Annotated in this window: 17 protein-coding genes and 2 tRNA genes; 4 read left to right on the top strand and 15 right to left on the bottom strand. The window is 60.8% G+C overall.

The features are described from left to right. Positions 1 to 13 precede the first annotated feature (13 nt). The 9 genes from pstB to recJ form a co-directional block, all read right to left on the bottom strand. Positions 14 to 760, bottom strand: a complete 747-nt coding sequence (gene pstB / locus KYK83_RS04805; RefSeq protein WP_221598073.1) for a phosphate ABC transporter ATP-binding protein PstB — start codon at positions 758 to 760, stop codon at positions 14 to 16. A 38-nt stretch (positions 761 to 798) separates the two neighbouring features. Beyond that, complete coding sequence (pstA, locus tag KYK83_RS04810) at positions 799 to 2,049, bottom strand: phosphate ABC transporter permease PstA (RefSeq protein ID WP_103023363.1); 1,251 nt, start codon at positions 2,047 to 2,049, stop codon at positions 799 to 801. Next, positions 2,042 to 3,427, bottom strand: coding sequence for a phosphate ABC transporter permease subunit PstC (gene pstC, locus KYK83_RS04815; RefSeq protein WP_222827374.1), 1,386 nt, complete (start codon positions 3,425 to 3,427; stop codon positions 2,042 to 2,044). The genes pstA and pstC overlap by 8 nt, the downstream gene beginning before the upstream one ends. 15 nt (positions 3,428 to 3,442) lie before the next feature. After that, positions 3,443 to 4,483 (bottom strand): substrate-binding domain-containing protein, encoded by a 1,041-nt coding sequence (locus KYK83_RS04820; protein WP_222827375.1) that lies wholly within the window; start codon positions 4,481 to 4,483, stop codon positions 3,443 to 3,445. A 92-nt stretch (positions 4,484 to 4,575) separates the two neighbouring features. Continuing rightward, on the bottom strand, positions 4,576 to 5,880 hold the full coding sequence (locus KYK83_RS04825) for an OprO/OprP family phosphate-selective porin (RefSeq protein ID WP_222827376.1): 1,305 nt from the start codon (positions 5,878 to 5,880) through the stop codon (positions 4,576 to 4,578). A 122-nt stretch (positions 5,881 to 6,002) separates the two neighbouring features. Next, a complete protein-coding gene (locus tag KYK83_RS04830) occupies positions 6,003 to 7,190 on the bottom strand; it encodes a sensor histidine kinase (protein ID WP_222827377.1) in 1,188 nt (395 codons plus the stop codon). A gap of 65 nt (positions 7,191 to 7,255) precedes the next feature. After that, positions 7,256 to 7,330: transfer RNA gene (locus tag KYK83_RS04835), tRNA-Glu, on the bottom strand. A 46-nt stretch (positions 7,331 to 7,376) separates the two neighbouring features. Beyond that, positions 7,377 to 7,451: transfer RNA gene (locus tag KYK83_RS04840), tRNA-Glu, on the bottom strand. 81 nt (positions 7,452 to 7,532) lie between these two features. Next, entirely contained in the window at positions 7,533 to 9,233 is a 1,701-nt protein-coding gene (gene recJ, locus KYK83_RS04845) for a single-stranded-DNA-specific exonuclease RecJ (protein ID WP_430299022.1), read from the bottom strand. Positions 9,234 to 9,393: 160 nt separating this feature from the next. On the opposite strand from recJ, the gene KYK83_RS04850 reads away from it, so the two are divergent. Next, on the top strand, positions 9,394 to 9,879 hold the full coding sequence (locus KYK83_RS04850) for a flavodoxin family protein (protein WP_222827379.1): 486 nt from the start codon (positions 9,394 to 9,396) through the stop codon (positions 9,877 to 9,879). A gap of 25 nt (positions 9,880 to 9,904) precedes the next feature. Beyond that, the gene (locus KYK83_RS04855; RefSeq protein WP_222827380.1) at positions 9,905 to 10,702 is read left to right on the top strand and encodes a hypothetical protein; all 798 of its coding nucleotides are present in this window, start codon (positions 9,905 to 9,907) and stop codon (positions 10,700 to 10,702) included. Here the strand turns inward: KYK83_RS04855 and KYK83_RS04860 are convergent. Together KYK83_RS04860 and KYK83_RS04865 are read right to left on the bottom strand one after the other, a co-directional pair. Continuing rightward, on the bottom strand, positions 10,699 to 11,667 hold the full coding sequence (locus KYK83_RS04860; protein ID WP_196846250.1) for an NAD(P)H-dependent flavin oxidoreductase: 969 nt from the start codon (positions 11,665 to 11,667) through the stop codon (positions 10,699 to 10,701). The genes KYK83_RS04855 and KYK83_RS04860 overlap by 4 nt on opposite strands. Before the next feature lie 80 nt (positions 11,668 to 11,747). Then, the gene (locus KYK83_RS04865; protein WP_222827381.1) at positions 11,748 to 12,797 is read right to left on the bottom strand and encodes an amidohydrolase family protein; all 1,050 of its coding nucleotides are present in this window, start codon (positions 12,795 to 12,797) and stop codon (positions 11,748 to 11,750) included. 216 nt (positions 12,798 to 13,013) lie between these two features. Here KYK83_RS04865 and KYK83_RS04870 point away from each other — a divergent pair, with 216 nt between their 5' ends. Next, positions 13,014 to 14,828: a sensor domain-containing diguanylate cyclase gene (locus tag KYK83_RS04870; protein WP_222827382.1), complete on the top strand. Its 1,815-nt coding sequence runs from the start codon at positions 13,014 to 13,016 to the stop codon at positions 14,826 to 14,828. Here the strand turns inward: KYK83_RS04870 and leuA are convergent. Continuing rightward, a complete protein-coding gene (gene leuA, locus KYK83_RS04875) occupies positions 14,825 to 16,507 on the bottom strand; it encodes a 2-isopropylmalate synthase (protein ID WP_222827383.1) in 1,683 nt (560 codons plus the stop codon). The two genes, KYK83_RS04870 and leuA, sit on opposite strands and share 4 nt — an antisense overlap. A 228-nt stretch (positions 16,508 to 16,735) precedes the next feature. On the opposite strand from leuA, the gene KYK83_RS04880 reads away from it, so the two are divergent. Further along, positions 16,736 to 17,158, top strand: a complete 423-nt coding sequence (locus KYK83_RS04880; RefSeq protein WP_103023375.1) for a PaaI family thioesterase — start codon at positions 16,736 to 16,738, stop codon at positions 17,156 to 17,158. Here the strand turns inward: KYK83_RS04880 and KYK83_RS04885 are convergent. The 3 genes from KYK83_RS04885 to ilvC form a co-directional block, all read right to left on the bottom strand. Then, positions 17,155 to 18,303, bottom strand: coding sequence for an alpha-hydroxy acid oxidase (locus tag KYK83_RS04885; RefSeq protein WP_222827384.1), 1,149 nt, complete (start codon positions 18,301 to 18,303; stop codon positions 17,155 to 17,157). The genes KYK83_RS04880 and KYK83_RS04885 overlap by 4 nt on opposite strands. Positions 18,304 to 18,379: 76 nt before the next feature. After that, positions 18,380 to 19,036, bottom strand: coding sequence for a YceI family protein (locus tag KYK83_RS04890; protein WP_221598499.1), 657 nt, complete (start codon positions 19,034 to 19,036; stop codon positions 18,380 to 18,382). 109 nt (positions 19,037 to 19,145) lie between these two features. Next, a complete protein-coding gene (gene ilvC, locus KYK83_RS04895) occupies positions 19,146 to 20,180 on the bottom strand; it encodes a ketol-acid reductoisomerase (protein WP_222827385.1) in 1,035 nt (344 codons plus the stop codon). Positions 20,181 to 20,205 lie beyond the last annotated feature (25 nt).

Here is a 20,205-nt window from a genome sequence, read left to right on the forward strand (position 1 = left end):
CGAATTCATGGCCTTATCCGTAGCGTCCAGTGATGTAATCCTGGGTGCGCTGTTCGTGCGGATTGGTAAATATGTCAGAAGTACGACCATATTCCACCATTTTTCCCAAGTGGAAGAAAGCGGTACGCTGACTGACACGTGCGGCTTGCTGCATGGAATGGGTAACGATCACGATGGCATAACGGCCATTGAGTTCGGCAATCAGTTCCTCGATCTTGGCAGTCGCGATCGGGTCGAGGGCCGAGCATGGTTCGTCCATCAGGATCACTTCCGGATCGACCGCGATAGCGCGGGCGATACAAAGACGCTGTTGTTGCCCCCCTGACAGGGCGGTGCCGCTATCCTGAAGGCGATCCTTCACCTCTTCCCAAAGGCCCGCGCGCCTGAGCGATTTCTCCACGATCGCATCGAGTTCGTCCTTGCCCTCGGCCAGACCGTGGATCTTCGGGCCGTAGGCGATGTTTTCGTAAATCGATTTGGGGAATGGATTGGGTTTCTGGAAAACCATGCCCACCCGTGCGCGCAATTGCACCACATCCATGCCGGAGCGGTATATGTCCCGGCCATCCAGTTCGATCTCGCCTTCGACGCGGGCCGAAGGGATCGTGTCGTTCATACGGTTGAGCGTGCGCAGGAAGGTCGACTTGCCGCAACCGGATGGACCGATGAATGCCGTCACATACTGGGTCGGGATATCGATCGAGACCTCGTCGATAGCCTTCTTGTCGCCATAGAAGACTGAAACCGCCTTGGCGCTCATCTTGGCTTCGGTCTTCTCGAGGTTGTCGTGGACTACGGTCACCAGGTTTTCTCGAATTTGTTACGCAGGTAGATGGCGAGCCCGTTCATGACGAGCAGGAACAACAATAGTACGATGATTGCCGCACTCGTGCGTTCCACGAAGCCGCGGTCGATTTCATCCGACCAGAGGAAAATCTGCATCGGCAATACGGTTGCCGGCGATGTGAATCCGTCGGGCGGGGTGGCGACGAAAGCGCGCATGCCGATCATTAGCAGCGGCGCCGTTTCGCCCAGAGCGCGGGCCATGCCGATAATGGTACCGGTAAGTATGCCGGGAAGGGCGAGCGGCAGGACATGGTGGAAGACAACCTGTACGGGCGATGCGCCGACAGCCAGCGCCCCGTCGCGAATGCTGGGCGGTACGGCCTTGATCGCGTTGCGTCCGGCGATGACGATAACGGGCATCGTCATCAATGCCAGCGTCATGCCGCCGATGATCGGCGCGGATCGCAGGTTCGGGAAAAGGGTCAGAAATACGGCGAGGCCAAGCAGACCGAAAATGATCGAGGGAACCGCAGCCAGATTGTTGATCGACAGTTCGATCACGTCCGTCCACCGGTTCTTGGGTGCATACTCTTCCAAGTAGAGCGCAGCGAGGACACCGATCGGGAAGGCCAGCGCAAGGGTGATGAGCATGGTCAGGATCGAGCCTTTCAGCGCGCCCCAGATGCCCACCTGCTGCGGGTTGGTGGCGTCCGAACGGGTCAGGAACCCGGCATCGAACCGTTTGGCGATCTGACCGCGTTCGGAAAGCTGCGCAGCCAGCGCCCGCATCTCAGGCGAACCTTCGCCCTGATAACCAGAAGCGAGGCTTGCAGATGCGGGGAGCCAGAAACTTGCCTGGGTCTGCAGAACGGAAGGATTGCCGATGATTTCGTCGGCAACATCGCGCCAAGCCTGACCGCCAAGCTGAGAAGCCGCTTCTTCGCCGAGGTTTTCCTGCGCGAAATACTGAACGACGTCGCGCAGCCCTTGCGCTTCGAGGGTCTGGATCGCGCCCGGTTGATCCATGGTTGCGGGATCTGCCGCGATGCCGGCCTGTGTGAAGTCGATCGGAACTTCGAGCTCGACGCGCTGGAAACCGCCGATACCGTTGAGCGTCATCGTCCCGAGCAGGAACAGCAACACGGCGACCGAGAACAGGATCGCGCCAAGGCCAAATGCCTTGAAGCGACGTTCCGCAGCGTAGCGTTTCTTCAGACGGGCTTCGAAAGCGGCCTGGCGCGTGGGATCGAGACGCTCAGTCATAAGCTTCGCGGTACCTCTTGACGACGCGGAGTGCGATAAAGTTGAGGCCCAAGGTGACCATGAACAGGACAAACCCCAGCGCAAAGGCGCTCAGAGTGGCGGGATGATCGAAACTTCCTTCGCCTGTAAGCATGGCCACGATCTGCACAGTGACCGTGGTCATCGATTCGAGCGGGTTGGCAGTGAGATTGGCGGCAGTCGACGCGGCCATCACCACGATCATCGTTTCACCGATCGCGCGGCTGACAGCGAGCATGATGCCGGCAACGATGCCGGGCAGGGCTGCGGGCACAAGGACGCGGCGGATGGTTTCGTTCGTCGTCGCCCCCATCGCGAGACTTCCGTCACGCATGGATTGGGGCACGGCGGCAATGCTGTCGTCAGCCATGGACGAAACGAAGGGAATGATCATCACGCCCATCACCAGGCCTGCGGCAAGCGCACTTTCGCTGGACGGGTTCGTCGCGCCTAGAGAGATGGCGATATTGCGGATGGCCGGAGCAATGGTCAGCGCAGCGAAATAACCGTAGACCACGGTCGGCACACCGGCGAGGATTTCAAGCGCAGGCTTGATCCATTTACGCAGGGCCGGGTCGGCATATTGCGTCAGATAGATCGCGCTCATCAGGCCGAGGGGGATGGCCACGATCATCGCGATGATCGCGCCGATGAACAACGTCCCCCAGAAGAGGGGCACCGCGCCGTAGCGGCTGCTGTCGGGGTTGGCGGCATTGGCCATGGGGTCTGGGCCCCAGTGCGTACCGAACAGAAAATCGATCGGCGAAACCATCCCGAAGAAGCGGATCGTTTCGAAGATCAGGCTGGCGAGAATGCCGAGCGTGGTGAGGATCGCGACCAACGAAGCGCCCAACAGGATCGCCATCACGATTCTCTCGACCTTCGAACGGGCCGCAAAATCGGGCTTGAGGCGCAGGAATGCCCAGACGCCCCCCAGGAATGCGATCAGCAGCGTTACGACGACGCCGATCAGATTGTAGTGGGACAAGGCAGCGCGAAACGGTTCGACCAGACCGGCGGCCTGCGGATTGAAGACGCCGGGTGCTGCACCGGTAGCCACGGCCCGCGCTTCGTTAAGGATCGTCTGGCGCTGGAACCCGAAGGAAGGAAGCTCCGCCGCTGCGGGGCTGGCGAGCACGGACTGGCTGACCAGACCGGGCGCGATCGCGCTCCACAAGGCAACGAATGCCAGGACCGGCAGAACCACCCACAGGGCGACATACCAGGCATGATAGTTCGGGAGGCTGGCAATCCGGCCATCGGCGCTGGACCGGCGGAAGGTCCACGCACGCGCACGGGCCGCCAGCCATCCGGCAAGCCCGAGCCCGAGGGCCAGGAGAAGCAGAATGGCGGGCGACATAAGTGTATTCAGACCTTACTTGAGCTGCGCGCCGTCGAGCGTGGTGAACTCTGTGGCTGCTTTCTGGTTGGCCGCCATAACGTCGTCAGGCGAGGCGACAAGACCAATCTTGGCCAGATCGCCATCCTTTGCCCACATCTTCGTCCACTCGGCGAGATATTGCTTCAGGCCAGGAATCGCATCGAGATGCGCTTTCTTGACGTAGACATACAGCGGGCGGGCGCCCGGATATTCGAAGCTCGAGATGTTTTCGTACGTCGGGGCTACGCCGTTCATGTGGAGGCCCTGAACCTTGTTCGAATTTTCTTCGAGGTAGCTGTAGCCGAATATCCCGACGGCATTGGGATTGCCTTCGATCTTTTGGACGATCAGGTTGTCCTGCTCGCCCTGATCGACATATGCGCCGTCCGAGCGGACTTCCGTGCAGAGCTGGCCGAAACGATCCTTGTCGGTTTCCTTCAGCGCTTCCATGTTCGGATCGGTTTCACAGCCTGCTTCCAGAACCAGTTCTTTCAGCGCGTCGCGTGTGCCTGAGGTGGAAGGCGGGCCGTACACCAGGATCGGCAGGTCCGGCAGCGAGGGATCCACATCGGACCAGGTCTTGGCGGTTTGCGGTTTGCCATAGGGCGACGCCGCCAGAGCTTCGTAAACGATTTTCGGTGTCAGGTTCATGGTGATGCCGTTCTTCGCCGAAGCGAAGGCGATGCCGTCGAGGCCCACCTGAACTTCGATGATGTCGGTCACGCCATTAGCCTGGCAACCTGCGAATTCGCTGGCTTTCATGCGACGCGAAGCATGTGTCATGTCTGGGGTGCTGGCCCCCAGACCGGCGCAGAAGAGCTTCATGCCACCACCAGTACCGGTCGCTTCGATAATCGGCGAACGGAAATCGGGGTGCGTACGAACGAAGGATTCCGACACCGCCTTGGCGAAGGGGAAGACCGTCGAAGAACCGACTGCACGAATGGAATCGCGCGAGCCGCCATCGGCGCCGCCACAGGCAGCAAGAGCAGCGGCGGATACGGCAGCGAAGATGAAAGATTTTGTCTTGGTCATGGGATGCCCTCGGGGATTGATAGCTAGCTGCGCCAAAGCGCTTCTATATTACATGGTTGCGACAGATATTTGACTTCAGCCGTGCCGCACGATCAGAAATCGACCTGGGCACGCACGCCGAGGACGTCGACATCGTAATTGCTGTCACCGTCGGCCGCGGGAATAGCGGCATCGGTGTAGTGGAGACGTCCGTAGTTCACGAGCAAAAGGGTGTAGGCCGTCGGCTTCCAGATCAGCGATGCGAAATATCCGGCCTGCTTGCCCCCAAGTATGCCGGCATCGTTCAGATCCAGGTGGTCGTAGCGAACGTTGAACTGGACCGAGCCGATCCCGCCTTTGCCCAGCGGCGTGTTGGGTTTGACGCGGTCGAATTTGCCTTTTTTGTAGGTGCGCGAATCCTTCGTCAGGAACACACCCGCTTCGACGGAACCGCCGAAGAATCCGGGATCGTTCGCAGTGCTGGTGACATCGACGAATTGCCAGTATCCCTCTGCGGCGGCATGAAAGCGTCCCCGGACCACTGCTGTCTCCACACCCAAACTAGTCTCGCTCTGTGCAGTGATCCTGCGCGTGTCGAGGAAGCGCTTTTCCGTAAAATGGACAAGCGGGCGCTGACGGTATCTGACTGTCGCGTCGGGCTGGCCAAGATCGTTATAATGAAACGATCCGCCGATATGCCATTGGGTCGCACCTGTCTTGGGCATGTAGACCGCACGGATATCGACGCCGCGGTTATCGTCGGCCGTATCTTCGATGTTGTCTGTGAAGAACCCGCCTTGAATGAGCAGGGCGTCCTTCGAATAGGTGGCCGAAACGCCAAGCTTGCGCCGCAGATCGAAGGCGTCGGTGAAGGCGGCGCGTTCGATAAACGAGGTGTGCAGGCTGCTGGTCAGTTCTTCGAGAGACTGGAAGCTGTTGTGTTGACCGACGATAATTTCCACCGGGCCGGTCGTGTAAGAAAGGTCGGCGTCGAAGACTTCGCCTATCTTGTTCACAAAGCCCAGTTCCACCTTATAGCCGAACCCGCCGGGGATATCCCCCGCTGCACCCAAACGCGCACGACGGACCTCGTGAGCGAAACCGTCATCCACGCCGGTCGATGCGGGGGCATCTATGAACCCGCCGTCCAGCATCAGCCGTCCATGCGGTTCGAAGCTCCAGCCGTTATCCTTGCTCTTGCCGGTAGGGGCCGGTGCGCCCTGCGTTTCATACGCCGCGTTCTGCGTCACCTTGATCTTCCCGACCGACAGCTTGGCCCGAGACTTCGTGATCGCAAGTTGAGGACGAGCCGCCGCGACCTTGACGGTCGAAACGGAAGTGTCTTGCGCGTAAGCCGGGCTCGCCAGGAATAGGGCGAACAAGCTAGCCGGCAATATCACTCGGTTGAGAACAGCCATTGGTGCAGCTCTTTTTCGGACGGAAGATTACGATCTAGCGACGCCCCTATGACCGGGAAATTACACTTCTGTGACACACGCCAATCGAAATGAGTGTCCACTGAAAACGCACGATCAATCGATCACTCGGCCGTGTCATCTTTCTCAAGCGGCAGAACTACCGTAACCCGCGTACCTTCGCCAAGCGTGCTGTCGATATCCAGGCGGCCGCGATGCCGTTCGACGATGTGCTTTACGATCGCGAGACCAAGCCCTGTTCCCCCGGACGCACGGCTGCGGCCGGGATCGGTGCGATAGAACCGCCGGGTAAGGTGAGGGATATGTTCTGCAGCGATGCCTTCTCCGCGATCAGTGACGGTCAAGCGGACCCGATTTTCGCCCTGTGGATGCAGGCGGACGGCTAGAGGCTTATCCGATGCGCCGTATTTGAATCCATTGTCGACGAGATTGCGGACAAGCTGTTCGAGCTGTTGCCGGTCGCCGCGGACCGGGAACGCTCCGGTCGATTCGAAATCGAGCAGACCCGATCGTTCGCCATTGGCTGCATCGCTGGCCGCACGTTCGGCCAGTTTCGATAGATCGAGCGTATCGCTGGGCAGGTCGTGCTTCTCAGCCTCGATTCGCGACAGGGACATAAGGTCGCTGACGAGATCCTGCAGACGCTTCGCTTCCCGCTGGATCGTGCCGAGAAACTTGTCTGCCATGTTCGGTTCGAGGCTTTCGACGTCTTCGCGCAATGTTTCGACGTAACCGATAATCGACGCCAATGGCGTCCGCAGTTCATGGCTGGCATTGGCGACGAAATCCGTGTGCGCCCGCGAAATATCCGCTTCGGCCGTCTTGTTCACGAACTCGATAACGGCCAGCCCACCGGGCAGGGTCTTGCGATTGATCCGCCAGATATCGGTACGGCGATTGAGGCCGCGGACAACTGCCCCGCCTTCGCTATCGCGTGCAAGCAATCGGATTGCTTCGGGCTGGCGCAGAGCCATTCGTACATCCTGCCCGACGATATGGCTGCCGAGCAGGGTGCGCGCCGAAAGGTTTGCAATGATGACCCGGTCTCGTTCGGTGATGACCACCGGCGTTTCGGAATGTTCGAAGAGGTCTGCCATATTGTCGCGCGTAAAGGCCGGGCCGGCAGGGGCAGCCTTTGCTTCGGGGGGGCGGGCAGCCACGAGATAGAGAGAACCAACCCATACCAGCAGGACGAGCCCGACGTAGATCAGATCTACGCCGAGAGTCGCGAGAATGATGCAGGCGACGAACGCCAGCACAAATCCTGACCAGGGGAAGCTCGGCTCGCTCATCGCGGTCGCGGCTTAGCGGGCCGCGACGATGTGCGCCACCTGCTTTGTTTCCAAGATTGTGGAAGTGGTGACCCGTACGGGAATCGAACCCGTGTTTCAGCCGTGAAAGGGCCGCGTCCTAACCGCTAGACGAACGGGCCACAGGAGTGGCGCTTTTCGCGGATTGCAGAAGCAATACCACCACCGTGGTGACCCGTACGGGAATCGAACCCGTGTTTCAGCCGTGAAAGGGCCGCGTCCTAACCGCTAGACGAACGGGCCACGCCCGCTTGGCGGGTCGGTGGCGTGGCGGGGCAATTAGGCGCGGGGGTGCGGGTCGTCAACCCTGGAATGCACGCAATATTATCGATCCGCCCAGGCAGCGTCTTCAAGGTGAAGCTCCGCCTGGGGACGGCTGCCCCAATCGTCGATCTTCACACGCCCGGCGAGCCACAGTTTGCGCCCCTGCGAAGCGTGGAGCAGAGCCTGGCCCATTTCGCTCTCTGCTGCACGGAAGGCGATTCCCTTGAAGCTCTTTCCATCATCGCCAGCAGCGATCAGCCGGACGTGATCGGTGCCGACAATGTCGCATTTGACCAGCCGCACCGGCCCTACGGCAATGCGCGGACCGGGCCAGCCCACCCCGTAAGGGCCGGCTTCTTCGAGTGAATTGACAAGTTCCGGTGTCAGGCCGCCGGGAGCCACCGAAAGATCGAGCGCCATTTCGCGGCTCGCCGTGGCCCGTGCAACCTGTCCTTCCAGAGTGGAATCGAGCCAGTCTGCAAATCGTTCGATCTGGTCGCTATCGACAGTCAAGCCCGCCGCCATGGCATGCCCTCCGCCTGCAACGAGCATCCCTTCGCTTCGTGCGCGGATGATCGCTGCACCCAGATCCACTCCGGTAATCGAGCGTCCCGACCCTTTGCCGGTTTGCCCGTCGAGAGCGATGACAAGCGATGGCTTGCCGGTCTTTTCCTTGATGCGACCAGCCACGATACCGATAACGCCCGGATGCCACCCATCGCCCGCAACAAGATGGACGGCACGATTGTGCTGGGCGGCTAGCTGTTCTTCGGCAGCTTCCTGAACAGCCGCCTCGATCGCGCGGCGTTCATCGTTCAGGGCTGAAAGTTGTGCAGCAATTTCCCGCGCCTCGTCGGGATCGCGCGTCGTCAGCAGCCGAACGCCCAATGTCGATTCGCCGACCCGTCCGCCAGCATTGATTCTTGGGCCAAGTGCGAAGCCGAGATCGGAGCAGGCCGGGGCGCGCTTGAGCCGACTGGCATCGATCAACGCGGCCATGCCGATGTTGTCGCGCTTCGCCATGACTTTCAGGCCTTGCGCCACGAACGCGCGATTGAGGCCGTGCAGAGCCGCTACGTCTGCCACAGTGCCCAGCGCCACCACATCCAGCAGCGCCAGCAGGTCTGGCTCCTTGCGATTTTCGAAGTAGCTGCGGTTCCGCAATGTCCGCACCACGGCAATGGCGAGCAGAAACGCGACACCGACCGCGGCCAGATGGCCATGCGATGCAGCCTCGTCTTCCTCATCGAGCCGGTTCGGATTGACCAGCGCAACCGTTTTGGGGAGGTCGGGAGAGCATTTGTGATGATCGACGACGATTACATCGATGCCTGCATCATGCGCCATGCCCAGCGCCTCATGCGCCATCGCGCCGCAATCGACGGTGACGATCAGGCTCGAACCTTCCTCGCCCAGTTTGACCAGCGCCTCGCCCGATGGGCCGTATCCTTCGAGCAGTCGATCGGGAATATAATAGCCGGCCTCCACGCCGAGATCGCGCAACAGCCGGATCAGCAGCGCGGAACTGGTCGCGCCATCGACATCGTAATCGCCGTAGATGGTGATCTTTTCGCCGGAGAGGACAGCCTGTGCGATCCGGTCCGCCGCGGTGTCCATATCGCGAAAAAGCGACGGGTCGGGCAGGAAGTTGCGTAATGTGGGGGTCAGGTGGCGGTCGATATCGTGCGGTGCGACCCCGCGCGACAACAGGAGCTGGCGCACGATATTATCGCCGAGCGAAGGGGCGTTGCCGAGTTCCATATTGCCGCCTCGCCAGCACCAGGCGCGCCCCGTGAGCGAAGTGGATACACCAAATACGTTGGAAAGGGCCTGTGATGGCATGGCGGGGCAATACTCTGTCGGCCGACGATGCGAAAGGTGCATGCATTGACAATCTACAGGCGCTGGCGATGCTGTGTGAATGTCTACCGGATCCCTCCTCATCGTCTGGCACAGCCGGACCGGCACCAGCGAACAACTGGCCAGAGCGGCTGCCGATGGTGCGGGCGAGGGGGGCGTGCTGCTGCGCGCAGAAGATTGCGCCCCTGCCGACCTGCTGTCTGCCGGCGGATATCTGTTTTGTTGTCCTGAAAATCTCGCCAGCATGAGCGGCATGATGAAAGAGATGTTCGACCGCTGCTATTATCCCGTTTTGGGGCAGATCGAGGGGCGACCCTATGCAACCATCATCGCCGCCGGGTCGGATGGCGAAGGGGCGCAGCGCCAGATCGACCGAATCGCAACCGGATGGCGGCTGAAACGTGCGACCGAGGCCTGGATCGTGAATACCGACGCGCAGGAGCCAGAGGAAATTCTGGCCGAAAAGACTGTTGCCCAAAGCGACATCGAGCAGGCGAGGCAAATGGGCGAAGCGATGGCGGAAGGCCTTGCCCAGGGTATTTTCTGACAATCTATCGAACGGGGATCGAGCGGTGAATGAAGCGTCCTACAACGAAGCGGGAAAATCAAGCCTGCCGGGTCTCCTGCTGTTGCTCGAACCGGGCGGTCTGCCCGATCATGATGCCCTGCACAGGATGATAGCGGATATACCGCGTGCCGATGTCAGCATTCCCCGCATATTGAATGCCTCGGGGATTGTGGAAGTCATTGTCGATGGCCTGACATTCGATATCCATGGCCTCGCATCGGATGCTCCGATTTCTCCTCCGCCCATCCAATATGCATTCGATTGTCGCGTTGAAGATCTGTCGGGTTGCGATGCGATGGGCCTTTATCCGGCGCCGCATCTGGCAGGCGGCGCAAATGCCTTGCTCGTCATCCGCACGCTGCTGAGTCTCGGCGTAAAGCTTGCGGAACGCATCGACGGGGTGCGCGCCGTGTGCTGGACGCCCGCCAGAACAGCGATTGCAGCATCGACGTTCATTGATGCGGTCAATGCTTGGCTGGCCGGCGGGCAAATTCCTGCGCCCGGTCTGTTCGGCCTTTACAGCGAAGCGGACGGTACGTGGAGAACCGACGGACTGGCATTCCTGTTCGGCAGGGAGCTCGTCATCGACAAAGATCTTTGCAATGACGAAGCCGCTGCCATGCGTATGGCAGCGAGCATCGCCCACGATCTGGCAGGCTACGGCGCCCCCGATGTTGCGGAAGACCGCTGGCTGGAGGATGGCTGCCTAATCCGACTTGAACCGGATGATCGGACGGCCACCATTGGCGTCCGACCAGCACTCGAATCTGCCGAACTGGCAAATGCGGCGCGCGCCCGTTAGCCGATCGTTTTCGCCAGTTCTGTCTTGGCCGCCTGATACTCGCGTTCAAGCCGGGAGACGGTTTCTTCGACCGGCGCACTTTTCGTGACCGTTCCGATGCCCTGACCCGAACCCCATATGTCTTTCCAGGCCTTGGCCTTGGTATTGCCGCCGCTGCCGAAGTTCATCTTGCTCGGATCGCTGACCGGAAGGTTTTCCGGATCGAGACCCGCGCCTTCGATGCTCGAGCGCAGATAGTTTCCATGCACACCGGTAAACAGGTTCGTATAAACGATGCCGTCGGCACGCCCTTCCACGATCGCCTGCTTGTAGCGTTCGTCGGCATTGGCTTCGGTGGCAGCGATCCAGGGCGATCCGATATAAGCGAAATTCGCGCCCAGCGCCTGGGCCGCCAGGATCGAGCGCCCATGCGCGATCGAGCCAGACAGGGCCACCAGCCCGTCGAACCATTCGCGGATTTCCTGCATCAGCGCGAACGGGCTGAGGACACCTGCATGGCCGCCTGCGCCCGCTGCCACGGGGATGAGGCCGCTGGCACCCTTTTCGATAGCCTTGCGCGCAAACCGGTCGTTGATGACGTCGTGCATGGAAATGCCGCCCCAGCCTTTGACGGCACTGAACACCTCTTCGCGCGCGCCGAGCGAGGTGATGACCAAGGGCACCTGCCACTTGGCGCAAGTCGCCATGTCCGCTTCGAGCCGGTCGTTCGACTTGTGCACGATCTGGTTCACGGCATAGGGCGCCGCCGGACGATCGGGATTGTCGCGATTATGTGCGGCCAGTTCTTCGGTGATCTGATGCAGCCATTCGTCGACCTGGGTTTGCGGGCGGGCATTGAGCGCGGGGAAAGACCCGATGATCCCCGCCTTGCACTGCGCGATGACCAACTCCGGACCCGATACGATGAAGAGCGGCGAGCCGATGACCGGCAGGCGCAGCTTGTCGAAGGGGGCGGGTAGGGTCATGGCGGTAGGTCCTCTCTCGTGTGATCGAGGAGGGGTTATGGCGGCTTCGTCCCGTTGTCGAGGGTGACGTTACGTAAACGTCAAGCGGCGGGAAGGATGTGCTCGATGTCGTAAATGCGCGCGGCATTGCCAGCAAACAACGCACGCTTTTCCTCGGTGCTGTAGCCTTGAGCAAGCCGTTTGAATGCATTCCACAACACCGGATAACTCGCGCCCCACCGGTCGACGGGATAATTCGATTCGAACATCGCCCGGTCTGTACCGAAAGCTTCGATGCAGGTCTCGATATAGGGCTGCCACATTTTGGCGAGTTTTTCTGACCCATGGCCCGCTGCAGGTCCGTCTTCGGGCATGCCGCAAAACGCCATGGCAAGACCGCCCAGTTTTACCGCGACATTCGGGCATTCGCCGATCGCGTTAACCGATGCGCGCCACGTATCGAAGCGTTCGTCCAGCTTGCCGCGATAGCTGGCAATGTTGAGCGGCGTACCGCAATGGTCGAGAACGATCTGCTGATCGGGAAACGCTCTTGCGAGCTCCAGCACATCGCCGAGCTGCGGCTCGAGCAGCCAGGCGTCGAAAGTCAATCCGTGTTCGGCATAAGCGGCAAAGCCGGCGCGAAAGGCATCCGATCCGTAAAGACCTTCCGGAGCGTGAAACGGAGGTCCGAGGACCTCTGCATCGGCATCCCAGGCGCCTGCATGGCGGATCCCCTTGAACCTCCCGTTGCCGGCTGCAACCAGCGCTTCGATCACCGGATTGACTGCTTCGCCCAGTGTAAGGTCGGCATGGCCGATGATTGCGGCACAAGGCCGGTAATCGCCGTAGAGCCCGCTCGCGCCCTGTGCCGCCACGCCGTTCACGAATTCGACCTCGCCCACGGGTTTCATCGCGTCGCCGCGATTTGCGTCGTAAAAGGCACCGCATTCCATGAACACGGTGCCGATGATGTTCTGGCCGCTATGCGTGTCCGAATGCAGTTCGTCGAAGGTGTAGTAAGCTGCCCCGGCAATGGCATCGATGAAATCGTGTCGCGGTTCGGGGAAGGCCGGGATCAGGGGCCGCAAATCCCATAAATGGTGATGCGGATCGATGATCGGCAGATCGGGTTCAAGAATGTCTTCGGTCATCGTCAGCCTCTTCCCTTTTCTTCTTTGCAGCGATGTAAACCTGAAGTGGCACGGCCCTGACAAGCGAAATTGGCGGATCCGTCCATTTGGTTCGCCCATTGGTTCGACGCCGTGGTGAGGATCGCGGCCGACTACGTGATCTCACCAATATGCTTTCCTTCGCGCGATTAACTGCCGGACTGTACCCAGACGCTCATGGCGATTGCGGATCGAACTATGCGCGCCGCGATGCGTATCGTGGCCTACGGAACACTCTTTCTTGCCGTTACCTGCTGCACGATCTTCTGGACCCGCTTCACGGGTGGCCTGGCGTTCGTGTGGCTGGGAACGGCAATCGCCTCGGCGCTGTTCCTGGCCCTGCCGCGCGCCCAGCACTTCAGGGCCGCTGCCTTTCTGATTATGATGAGCACAGCTGCGACCAGCCTGTTCGGGTTCGGACCTGTCTGGGCCTTTCCTCTGGCGCTGATCAATGTGTTCGAAGCCTGGTTCATTGCCTGGCTGCTCGTGCGGATCCGGCCTGAACGCGACTATATCGAAAGCGAGCGCGGGATCGTATGGCTCGGCTTGCTGGCAGGTGTTGTGGGCCCGTTCGCGGCGGCCATTCCCGGTGGGCTGCTGGTCACGCAGATCGTGGGCGGAAGCGCACAATTTCACGCTTTCTCATGGCTGGTGGGTCATGGCCTCGGCACCCTGCTGGTAATGCCGCTTGCCCTGCTGCTGACGTCATACCGTGAACCCCTGGTCATGCGGGTCAGAGAAGTCGGGAAGGTGTTCTCCTTCTCCGCCGTCGTCATATTGACCTTGGCAATTTCAGCCTGTGCGCTTCTCCAGTCGACATTGCCGTCGCTGTTTTTGCCGATCGTACCGCTGGTACTGGCAAGCTACCACTTCGGCCGCTTCGGTGCATCGATCACCGTCCTGATCATAACGGCATTTTCGGCCGTGACGGTCGGGCTGGATGTCGGTGTCTTTGCCGAACTCCACCTCGCATTGTGGCAGAAAGTCCTGTTCGTTCAATTCTACCTCAGCGTGCTCCTGCTGATATCGTTTCCCCTGGCCGTGGCGCTCAAGCAGCGACAGCGGTTCATGCAGGAACTGGTCAACCGGGAAGCAATGCAACGGTTGATTGCCGACCATTCCGACGATGCTCTCCTCCATCTGGATGAAAGCGGAACGATCCGCTTCGCATCGCCGGCCTCGACGCGGCTGAGCGGGCACGACGCGGTCGAAGGTCGGCATCTCGCGGCGTTCTTCGGTACGTTCGACCGCAAAATTGTCGTCGATGCGCTCGCGTTGGCCGCCAGATGGCCAGGCCAGACCGAGATCATTGAACGCTCGGTCGAGCGGGGTGGACAGACACGCTGGCTCGAAGCGAAATTGCGGGCCATCGAACCTGCAAGGAAGCAGGCCCCGACCTTTGTCGTGACCATTCGCGACGTCACCGAGCGCAAGCTCGCTGAAATCCAGATATCACGGGAAGCGCGAACCGATGTGCTGACAGGCCTGCCCAATCGCCGGGCTCTTCTCGGCGTGCTTGAAGAGCAGCTCGAATTTGCCGACGAAAGGCCGTTCGGGTTTGCCCTGATCGACCTCGACCACTTCAAGGCGATCAACGATTCCCATGGACATGCGGTGGGAGACAAAGTGCTGCAGCAGGTCGCAGGGATCATGCGTGACAGTGCGAGCGACGATTGCTTTTTTGCTCGCATAGGCGGCGAAGAATTCGGGCTGGTCGCCGTCGGCTCGGCTGTTGATAACATGGCCATCATTTGCGAGCGCGTGCGCCTTGCCATTCTGCGCAACGTGATGACCGACAATGACGGCGGACATTTCAACGTCACTGCCAGCATAGGAATCGCGCGGATATCAGAACGGTGCAGTTCGTCGATGGCCATGCAGGCGGCCGACGGCCCGCTCTATTCGGCAAAGGCTGCCGGCCGCAATCGTCTGCGCTTTGCCCAGCACATGGGGCATTTCGTGCCAACGGGCACGAACGACATGCCCGCATCGCCTCTGCGCGCTATCCGCTAGGTCGGCAAAACCGCCGAATTGGCCGCGCTGAGCACGGCTCGAACACTGGCCGTTGCGATGTCCTCGTCGATCCCGCAGCCCCAGATCGTAAATCCCTCGGCAGTTCGGCATTCCAGATAGGCCGCCGCACGGCTGTCGCGCCCGGTCGTCAGCGCGTGCTCGGTATAATCGACGACTTCCAGGCTCAGTCCGAAAGCGTCCTCGATCGTGCTCACCACCGATGAAATAAGCCCGTTGCCGCGGCCCGATACCGTCTGTTCTTGTCCTTCCACAGCGATCGTGCCTGTGAAGAGGCGGGTTCCGTCGCTTGCCCGACGCTCTTCGTATTCGACCAGCTGGAAATGCTTGGGGCGGGTCTGGACATGGTAGGCCGTCCTGAAGGCCTCCCAGATGTCGGCGGCATTGAGTTCGCGCCCCAGACGGTCCGCCATGCGTTGCACATGCGGGCTGAAATCGGCCTGCATCTTCTTGGGCAGCTTGAGACCCTGATCCTGTTCCAGGACCCAGGCAAACCCGCCTTTGCCGGATTGCGAATTTACGCGGATCACGGCTTCGTAGCTGCGGCCCAGATCGGCGGGATCGATCGGCAGGTATGGTACGCGCCAATGCGGATCGTTTTGCGTTTCGAGCGCTGAGAACCCTTTCTTGATGGCGTCCTGATGACTGCCGGAAAAAGCGGTATAGACCAGTTCCCCGCCATAGGGATGGCGCTGATGGACGGGCAGTTCGTTGCAATACTCGACGGTCTCGATAACGCCGTCGATGTCTGAAAAGTCGAGCTTGGGATCGACGCCCTGCGTGTACATGTTCAGCGCCATTGTCACGAGGCAGCAATTGCCGGTGCGTTCTCCGTTACCGAACAGGCAACCTTCGACCCTGTCTGCGCCTGCCATCAGTGCCAGTTCGGCTGCCGCGACGCCGGTGCCGCGATCGTTATGCGTGTGAAGAGAGATCACCGCACTTTCGCGATTGGGCAGGTTGCGGATGAAATATTCGACCTGGTCGGCATAGATATTGGGGGTGGCCGCTTCGACCGTTGCAGGCAGGTTGAGGATGATGGGATGGTCCGGCGTCGGGGCCAGTACATCCATAACCGCTTCACAAACCTCGAGACTGAAATCGAGTTCGGCAGTCGAAAAAGTTTCCGGACTATACTGAAAATGCCAGTCCGTATTCGGTTGCCGACCTGCCTCGTCGCGCATCACTTTTGCGCCTTCAACCGCGATGTCCCGCACCTGATCGCGGGTCATGTTGAACACCACTTCGCGCCAAGCGGGGCTGACAGCATTGTACAGGTGGACAATCGCCGCCCGCGCGCCGGTCAGACTGGCAAAGCTGGTTCGGATCAGATCCTCCCGGCTTTGCGTCAGTACCTGGACCATCACGTCGTCGGGGATCCGGCCCGACTTCACGAGTCCGGAAATGAAATCGAACTCGGTCGCACCTGCGCTGGGGAACCCGACTTCGATTTCCTTCACGCCCACGTCGACGAGCAGATCGAAAAAGCGGGTTTTCTTGTGCGCGTCCATGGGGTCAACGATGGCCTGATTACCGTCGCGCAGATCGGTCGACAGCCACCGTGGCGGGGCCGTTATGGTGCGCGTCGGCCATTGCCGGTCGGTCAGAGGGACCTGCGGAAAAGGCGAATATTTGGTGCTCGGGTCGCGGAGCATGGACATCTGGAAAATCTCGGATCTTGCGGAAACTTGCGGGTGAAACTTCGTCCCTTGGGCGCTCAGCGCACCCGGGCAGGCACGCAAGCTGTCACGCCCAAGGGCGTGTAAGTCGCAGAATAAGGCCGAGTGCGCCGTTCATGCGCATCGCTATGCGAAAGGATGTATGGGTTGTAAAGAAAAACAGTCTTGGGCATCCCGAGAAATTATATTTCTCATCCACAAGGACAGACAATGGCCGAAGCGCATTCGCTATATGAAACGATGGGGCTGGTGCGCATCGTCGAAACCGATCCTGAAGGGCGGGCAACTCTCGAATACGAAGCGAAGCGGGAGCAATGCCATTCAGGCGGTGTAGTGCAGGGCGGCTTCATCAGCGGGTGGATCGATGCGGCCATGGCGCATGCCGCTATCGCGAAGAACGGGCCGGGGATCGTCCCGATGACGCTCGAACTCAAGGTCAGCTTCTTCGCGCCGACGCGGCCCGGGCTGGTCATTGCCGAGGCCTGGGTCGAGCGCCACGGCAAGCGCACAAGTTTCTACGAAGGGCATTTGAAGCAAGCGGATGGGACCGTGTTGGCCAAGGCTACCAGCACGATCCTTCTGGCGGATATGACCCGCGTGGTAGCGGCATCGAAGAAAGCGACGGAAGGTTAGCGCCAGCGCAGCCTGTCCGGCGTCAGTTGCGCGAGCGACGTGACGCCCATCAGCCGCATCCCCCGCTCGATCTCTTCCTTGAGGATGTTCACCGCACGCTCCACACCAGCCTGACCCGCGGCTGCCAAGGCGTAGAGATAGAGTCGCCCGCCAGATGCTGCGGTTGCGCCAGCAGCCACGCTTTTGAGAACGTGCGTCCCACGCCGGACCCCGCCATCGAGAATGATCTCGATCTCGCCGCCGACCGCGTCGACGATTTCGCGAAGCTGGTCGAACGGCGCGCGACTGCCGTCGAGCTGCCGACCGCCGTGATTGGAAATTATGATCGCATCGGCGCCGATTTCAACCGCCCGCCGCGCGTCGGCAACGCTCATGATACCCTTGAGCGCGAAAGGGCCGCCCCAATCCTGCCGGATGCGCGCGGCGGTATCCCAGTCCATGTTCGTATCGAGCATGGTGTTGAAATAATCCTGGATGCTGACCGGCCTGCCCGTACCCTCCTGCACATAACGGTCGAGATTGGGCAGGCGGAATTTCGGACCGAAGACGTAATCCATCGTCCAGCGCGGGCGCGTGGCGTAACTCCACAGTGCGCTCGGGGTGAAACGAGGCGGCGTGGTGAACCCTGATCGCAGGCACCGCTCGCGTTTGCCGGACACGATCGTATCGACGGTCAGCGCCAGCGCATCGAACTTCGCCGCCTGGCACCGTTCGATCATGCTGGCGTTCAGCCCCTTGTCCTTGTGCACGTAGAGCTGGAACAGCTTGGGCCCGCCCGTCAGCGCTGCAATCTCCTCGATCGAGTGAGTGGCAAGGCTGGATATGCCGAACCACACGCCGAATTTCTCCGCAGCCAATGCGACCGCGCGTTCTCCATCGCGGTGAAACGCGCGCTGCAGCGCGGTTGGGCTCAGCATGAGGGGAAGGGTACTCCTGCGCCCCATGATCGTGCAGGAGGTGTCGATTTCGCCCACGCCCGCCAGCACATCGGGCACCAGATCGACATCGTCGAAGGCGCTGGTGTTGCGCGCCTTGGTGATTTCATCGTCGGCCGCACCGTCGATATAATCGAACACCGGCCAGGGCAGACGCCGCTCGGCAAGCGCCCTGAAATCGCCGATATTATGACAATCGCGAAGCTTCATGACGACCGCTCGGCCCGGCTAGTGTGGCAGGCAAGCGGGCGCGTCCATGACCCGGTGCCATGGACGCGCCTGTCTTTCATTGTTTTTCGAACGCGGCGCTGATCGTTAGTTCGACCTCGTCCGATACCATCGGCACGAAGGTCGACAGGCCGAACTCGCTGCGGTTGATCGTCGTGGTCCCCTCGAAGCCGATCGTTTCCTTCTTGCTCATGGGGTTGGCGCCTGCGCCGGTGAATTCGGCAGCGATCGTGACGGGCCGCGTGACGCCGTTCATGGTCAGGTCGCCCACGATGGTGGCGCCCGTTTCGCCCGAGCGGGTGACCGATGTCGAAACGAAGCGCGCGGCATCGGGGTTGGGGCCGAAGAAATCGGGTTCGCCGCCGTCCTTGCCCGCTCTGAGCAGGTGGTCCTTGAGGCCGGCGGATGCGACGGTCACGTCCGCGATCGGGATGGTCACGTCGAGGCTGGCGGCTTCAGGGTTCGCCGGGTCCAGCTGCAGCGTCCCCTCGATGTCGCCGAACAGGCCGAAATAGTCGTTGAAGCCGAAGTGGTTGAGCCGCCAGCTTACCAGCGTGTGTCCGGGATCGGTCGCATAGGTGCCGGCCGTGACGCGCGAGACATCGACCTGGCCGGGGATGGCGGGGGCATCGTCGGCAAAACCCGGGGCCGCCAGAACGAGAGCAAGTCCGCCGGCAAGCGGCAATGCGTGGCGCAGTTTGATGGGGAAAGTCATTGATGCAGTCTCCTGTTGCAGATCCGGGCCGGAGTGTGCGCATCGCGTGGGAAGGGCGCAAGAAGGCACACGGGGGTAACCCCGCAGCGTCCCGCTTGCGCCCGATCCGTCAGTTCTTGTCCTTATCGACCAGCTTGTTCGCCCCGATCCACGGCATCATGGCGCGAAGCTGCGCCCCGGTCTGCTCGATCGGATGTGCTTCGGCGGCCTTGCGGCTTGCCTTGAGTTCGGGCTGGCCGGCCTGATTGTCGAGGACGAAATCCTTCACGAACCGGCCCGACTGGATATCCTTCAGCACCCGCTTCATCTCGGCCTTGGTCTCGTCCGTGATGATGCGCGGGCCGGTCTTGATGTCGCCGTATTCGGCCGTGTTGCTGATCGAATAGCGCATGTTGGCGATGCCGCCTTCGTACAGCAGATCGACGATCAGCTTGGTTTCGTGCAGGCATTCGAAATAGGCCATCTCGGGCGCATATCCCGCTTCCACCAGCGTTTCGAAACCCGCCTGGATCAGATGCGTGATACCGCCGCACAATACGGCCTGCTCACCGAACAGATCGGTCTCGCATTCTTCCTTAAAGTCGGTTTCGATGATGCCCGAACGCCCGCCGCCCACGGCACTGGCATAGGACAGGGCGAGCTGCTTGGCATAACCCTGGCCGCCCGACTGCTCGCTTTCCTGGTGCACCGCGATCAGGCAGGGCACGCCGCCGCCCTTGATGTATTCGCCGCGCACGGTGTGACCCGGGCCCTTGGGCGCGATCATGATCACGTCGACGTCGGCCGGAGGATCGATCAGGCCGAAATGGATGTTGAGCCCGTGGGCGAAGGCCAGCGCGCTGCCCGGCTTCATCTTGCCTGCAACCTCGTTGGCGTAGATCGCGGCCTGATGCTCGTCCGGGGCAAGGATCATCAGCACATCGGCCCATTCGGCGGCCTCGGATACCGTCTTCACCGTGAATCCTGCGCTCATCGCCTTTTTCACCGTCGCCGATCCTTCGCGCAGCGCGATGACGACTTCGCCGACACCGCTGTCACGCAGGTTCTGCGCATGGGCATGCCCCTGGCTGCCATAGCCCACAATGGCGACCTTCTTGTCCTTGATCAGGTTCGTGTCGCAATCGGTATCGTAATAAACTTGCATTGGATTCCTCTTGAAAACTTTGGCG

Origin of the sequence: Qipengyuania pacifica (assembly GCF_019857205.1) — a bacterium.
Taxonomy (GTDB): domain Bacteria; phylum Pseudomonadota; class Alphaproteobacteria; order Sphingomonadales; family Sphingomonadaceae; genus Qipengyuania; species Qipengyuania pacifica.

Bases quoted from the DNA above. Each gene is read 5' to 3' on its own strand.
- KYK83_RS04825 (WP_222827376.1), bottom strand. From the start codon at position 5,880: ATGGCTGTTCTCAACCGAGTGATATTGCCGGCTAGCTTGTTCGCCCTA.
- KYK83_RS04820 (WP_222827375.1), bottom strand. From the start codon at position 4,483: ATGACCAAGACAAAATCTTTCATCTTCGCTGCCGTATCCGCCGCTGCT.
- KYK83_RS04860 (WP_196846250.1), bottom strand. From the start codon at position 11,667: ATGACCCTACCCGCCCCCTTCGACAAGCTGCGCCTGCCGGTCATCGGC.
- pstA (WP_103023363.1), bottom strand. From the start codon at position 2,049: ATGACTGAGCGTCTCGATCCCACGCGCCAGGCCGCTTTCGAAGCCCGT.
- ilvC (WP_222827385.1), bottom strand. From the start codon at position 20,180: ATGCAAGTTTATTACGATACCGATTGCGACACGAACCTGATCAAGGAC.
- recJ (WP_430299022.1), bottom strand. From the start codon at position 9,233: ATGGAACTCGGCAACGCCCCTTCGCTCGGCGATAATATCGTGCGCCAG.
- pstC (WP_222827374.1), bottom strand. From the start codon at position 3,427: ATGTCGCCCGCCATTCTGCTTCTCCTGGCCCTCGGGCTCGGGCTTGCC.
- leuA (WP_222827383.1), bottom strand. From the start codon at position 16,507: ATGTCCATGCTCCGCGACCCGAGCACCAAATATTCGCCTTTTCCGCAG.
- KYK83_RS04870 (WP_222827382.1), top strand. From the start codon at position 13,014: ATGCGCGCCGCGATGCGTATCGTGGCCTACGGAACACTCTTTCTTGCC.
- KYK83_RS04885 (WP_222827384.1), bottom strand. From the start codon at position 18,303: ATGAAGCTTCGCGATTGTCATAATATCGGCGATTTCAGGGCGCTTGCC.
- pstB (WP_221598073.1), bottom strand. From the start codon at position 760: ATGAGCGCCAAGGCGGTTTCAGTCTTCTATGGCGACAAGAAGGCTATC.
- KYK83_RS04890 (WP_221598499.1), bottom strand. From the start codon at position 19,036: ATGACTTTCCCCATCAAACTGCGCCACGCATTGCCGCTTGCCGGCGGA.
- KYK83_RS04850 (WP_222827379.1), top strand. From the start codon at position 9,394: ATGTCTACCGGATCCCTCCTCATCGTCTGGCACAGCCGGACCGGCACC.
- KYK83_RS04880 (WP_103023375.1), top strand. From the start codon at position 16,736: ATGGCCGAAGCGCATTCGCTATATGAAACGATGGGGCTGGTGCGCATC.
- KYK83_RS04830 (WP_222827377.1), bottom strand. From the start codon at position 7,190: ATGAGCGAGCCGAGCTTCCCCTGGTCAGGATTTGTGCTGGCGTTCGTC.
- KYK83_RS04865 (WP_222827381.1), bottom strand. From the start codon at position 12,797: ATGACCGAAGACATTCTTGAACCCGATCTGCCGATCATCGATCCGCAT.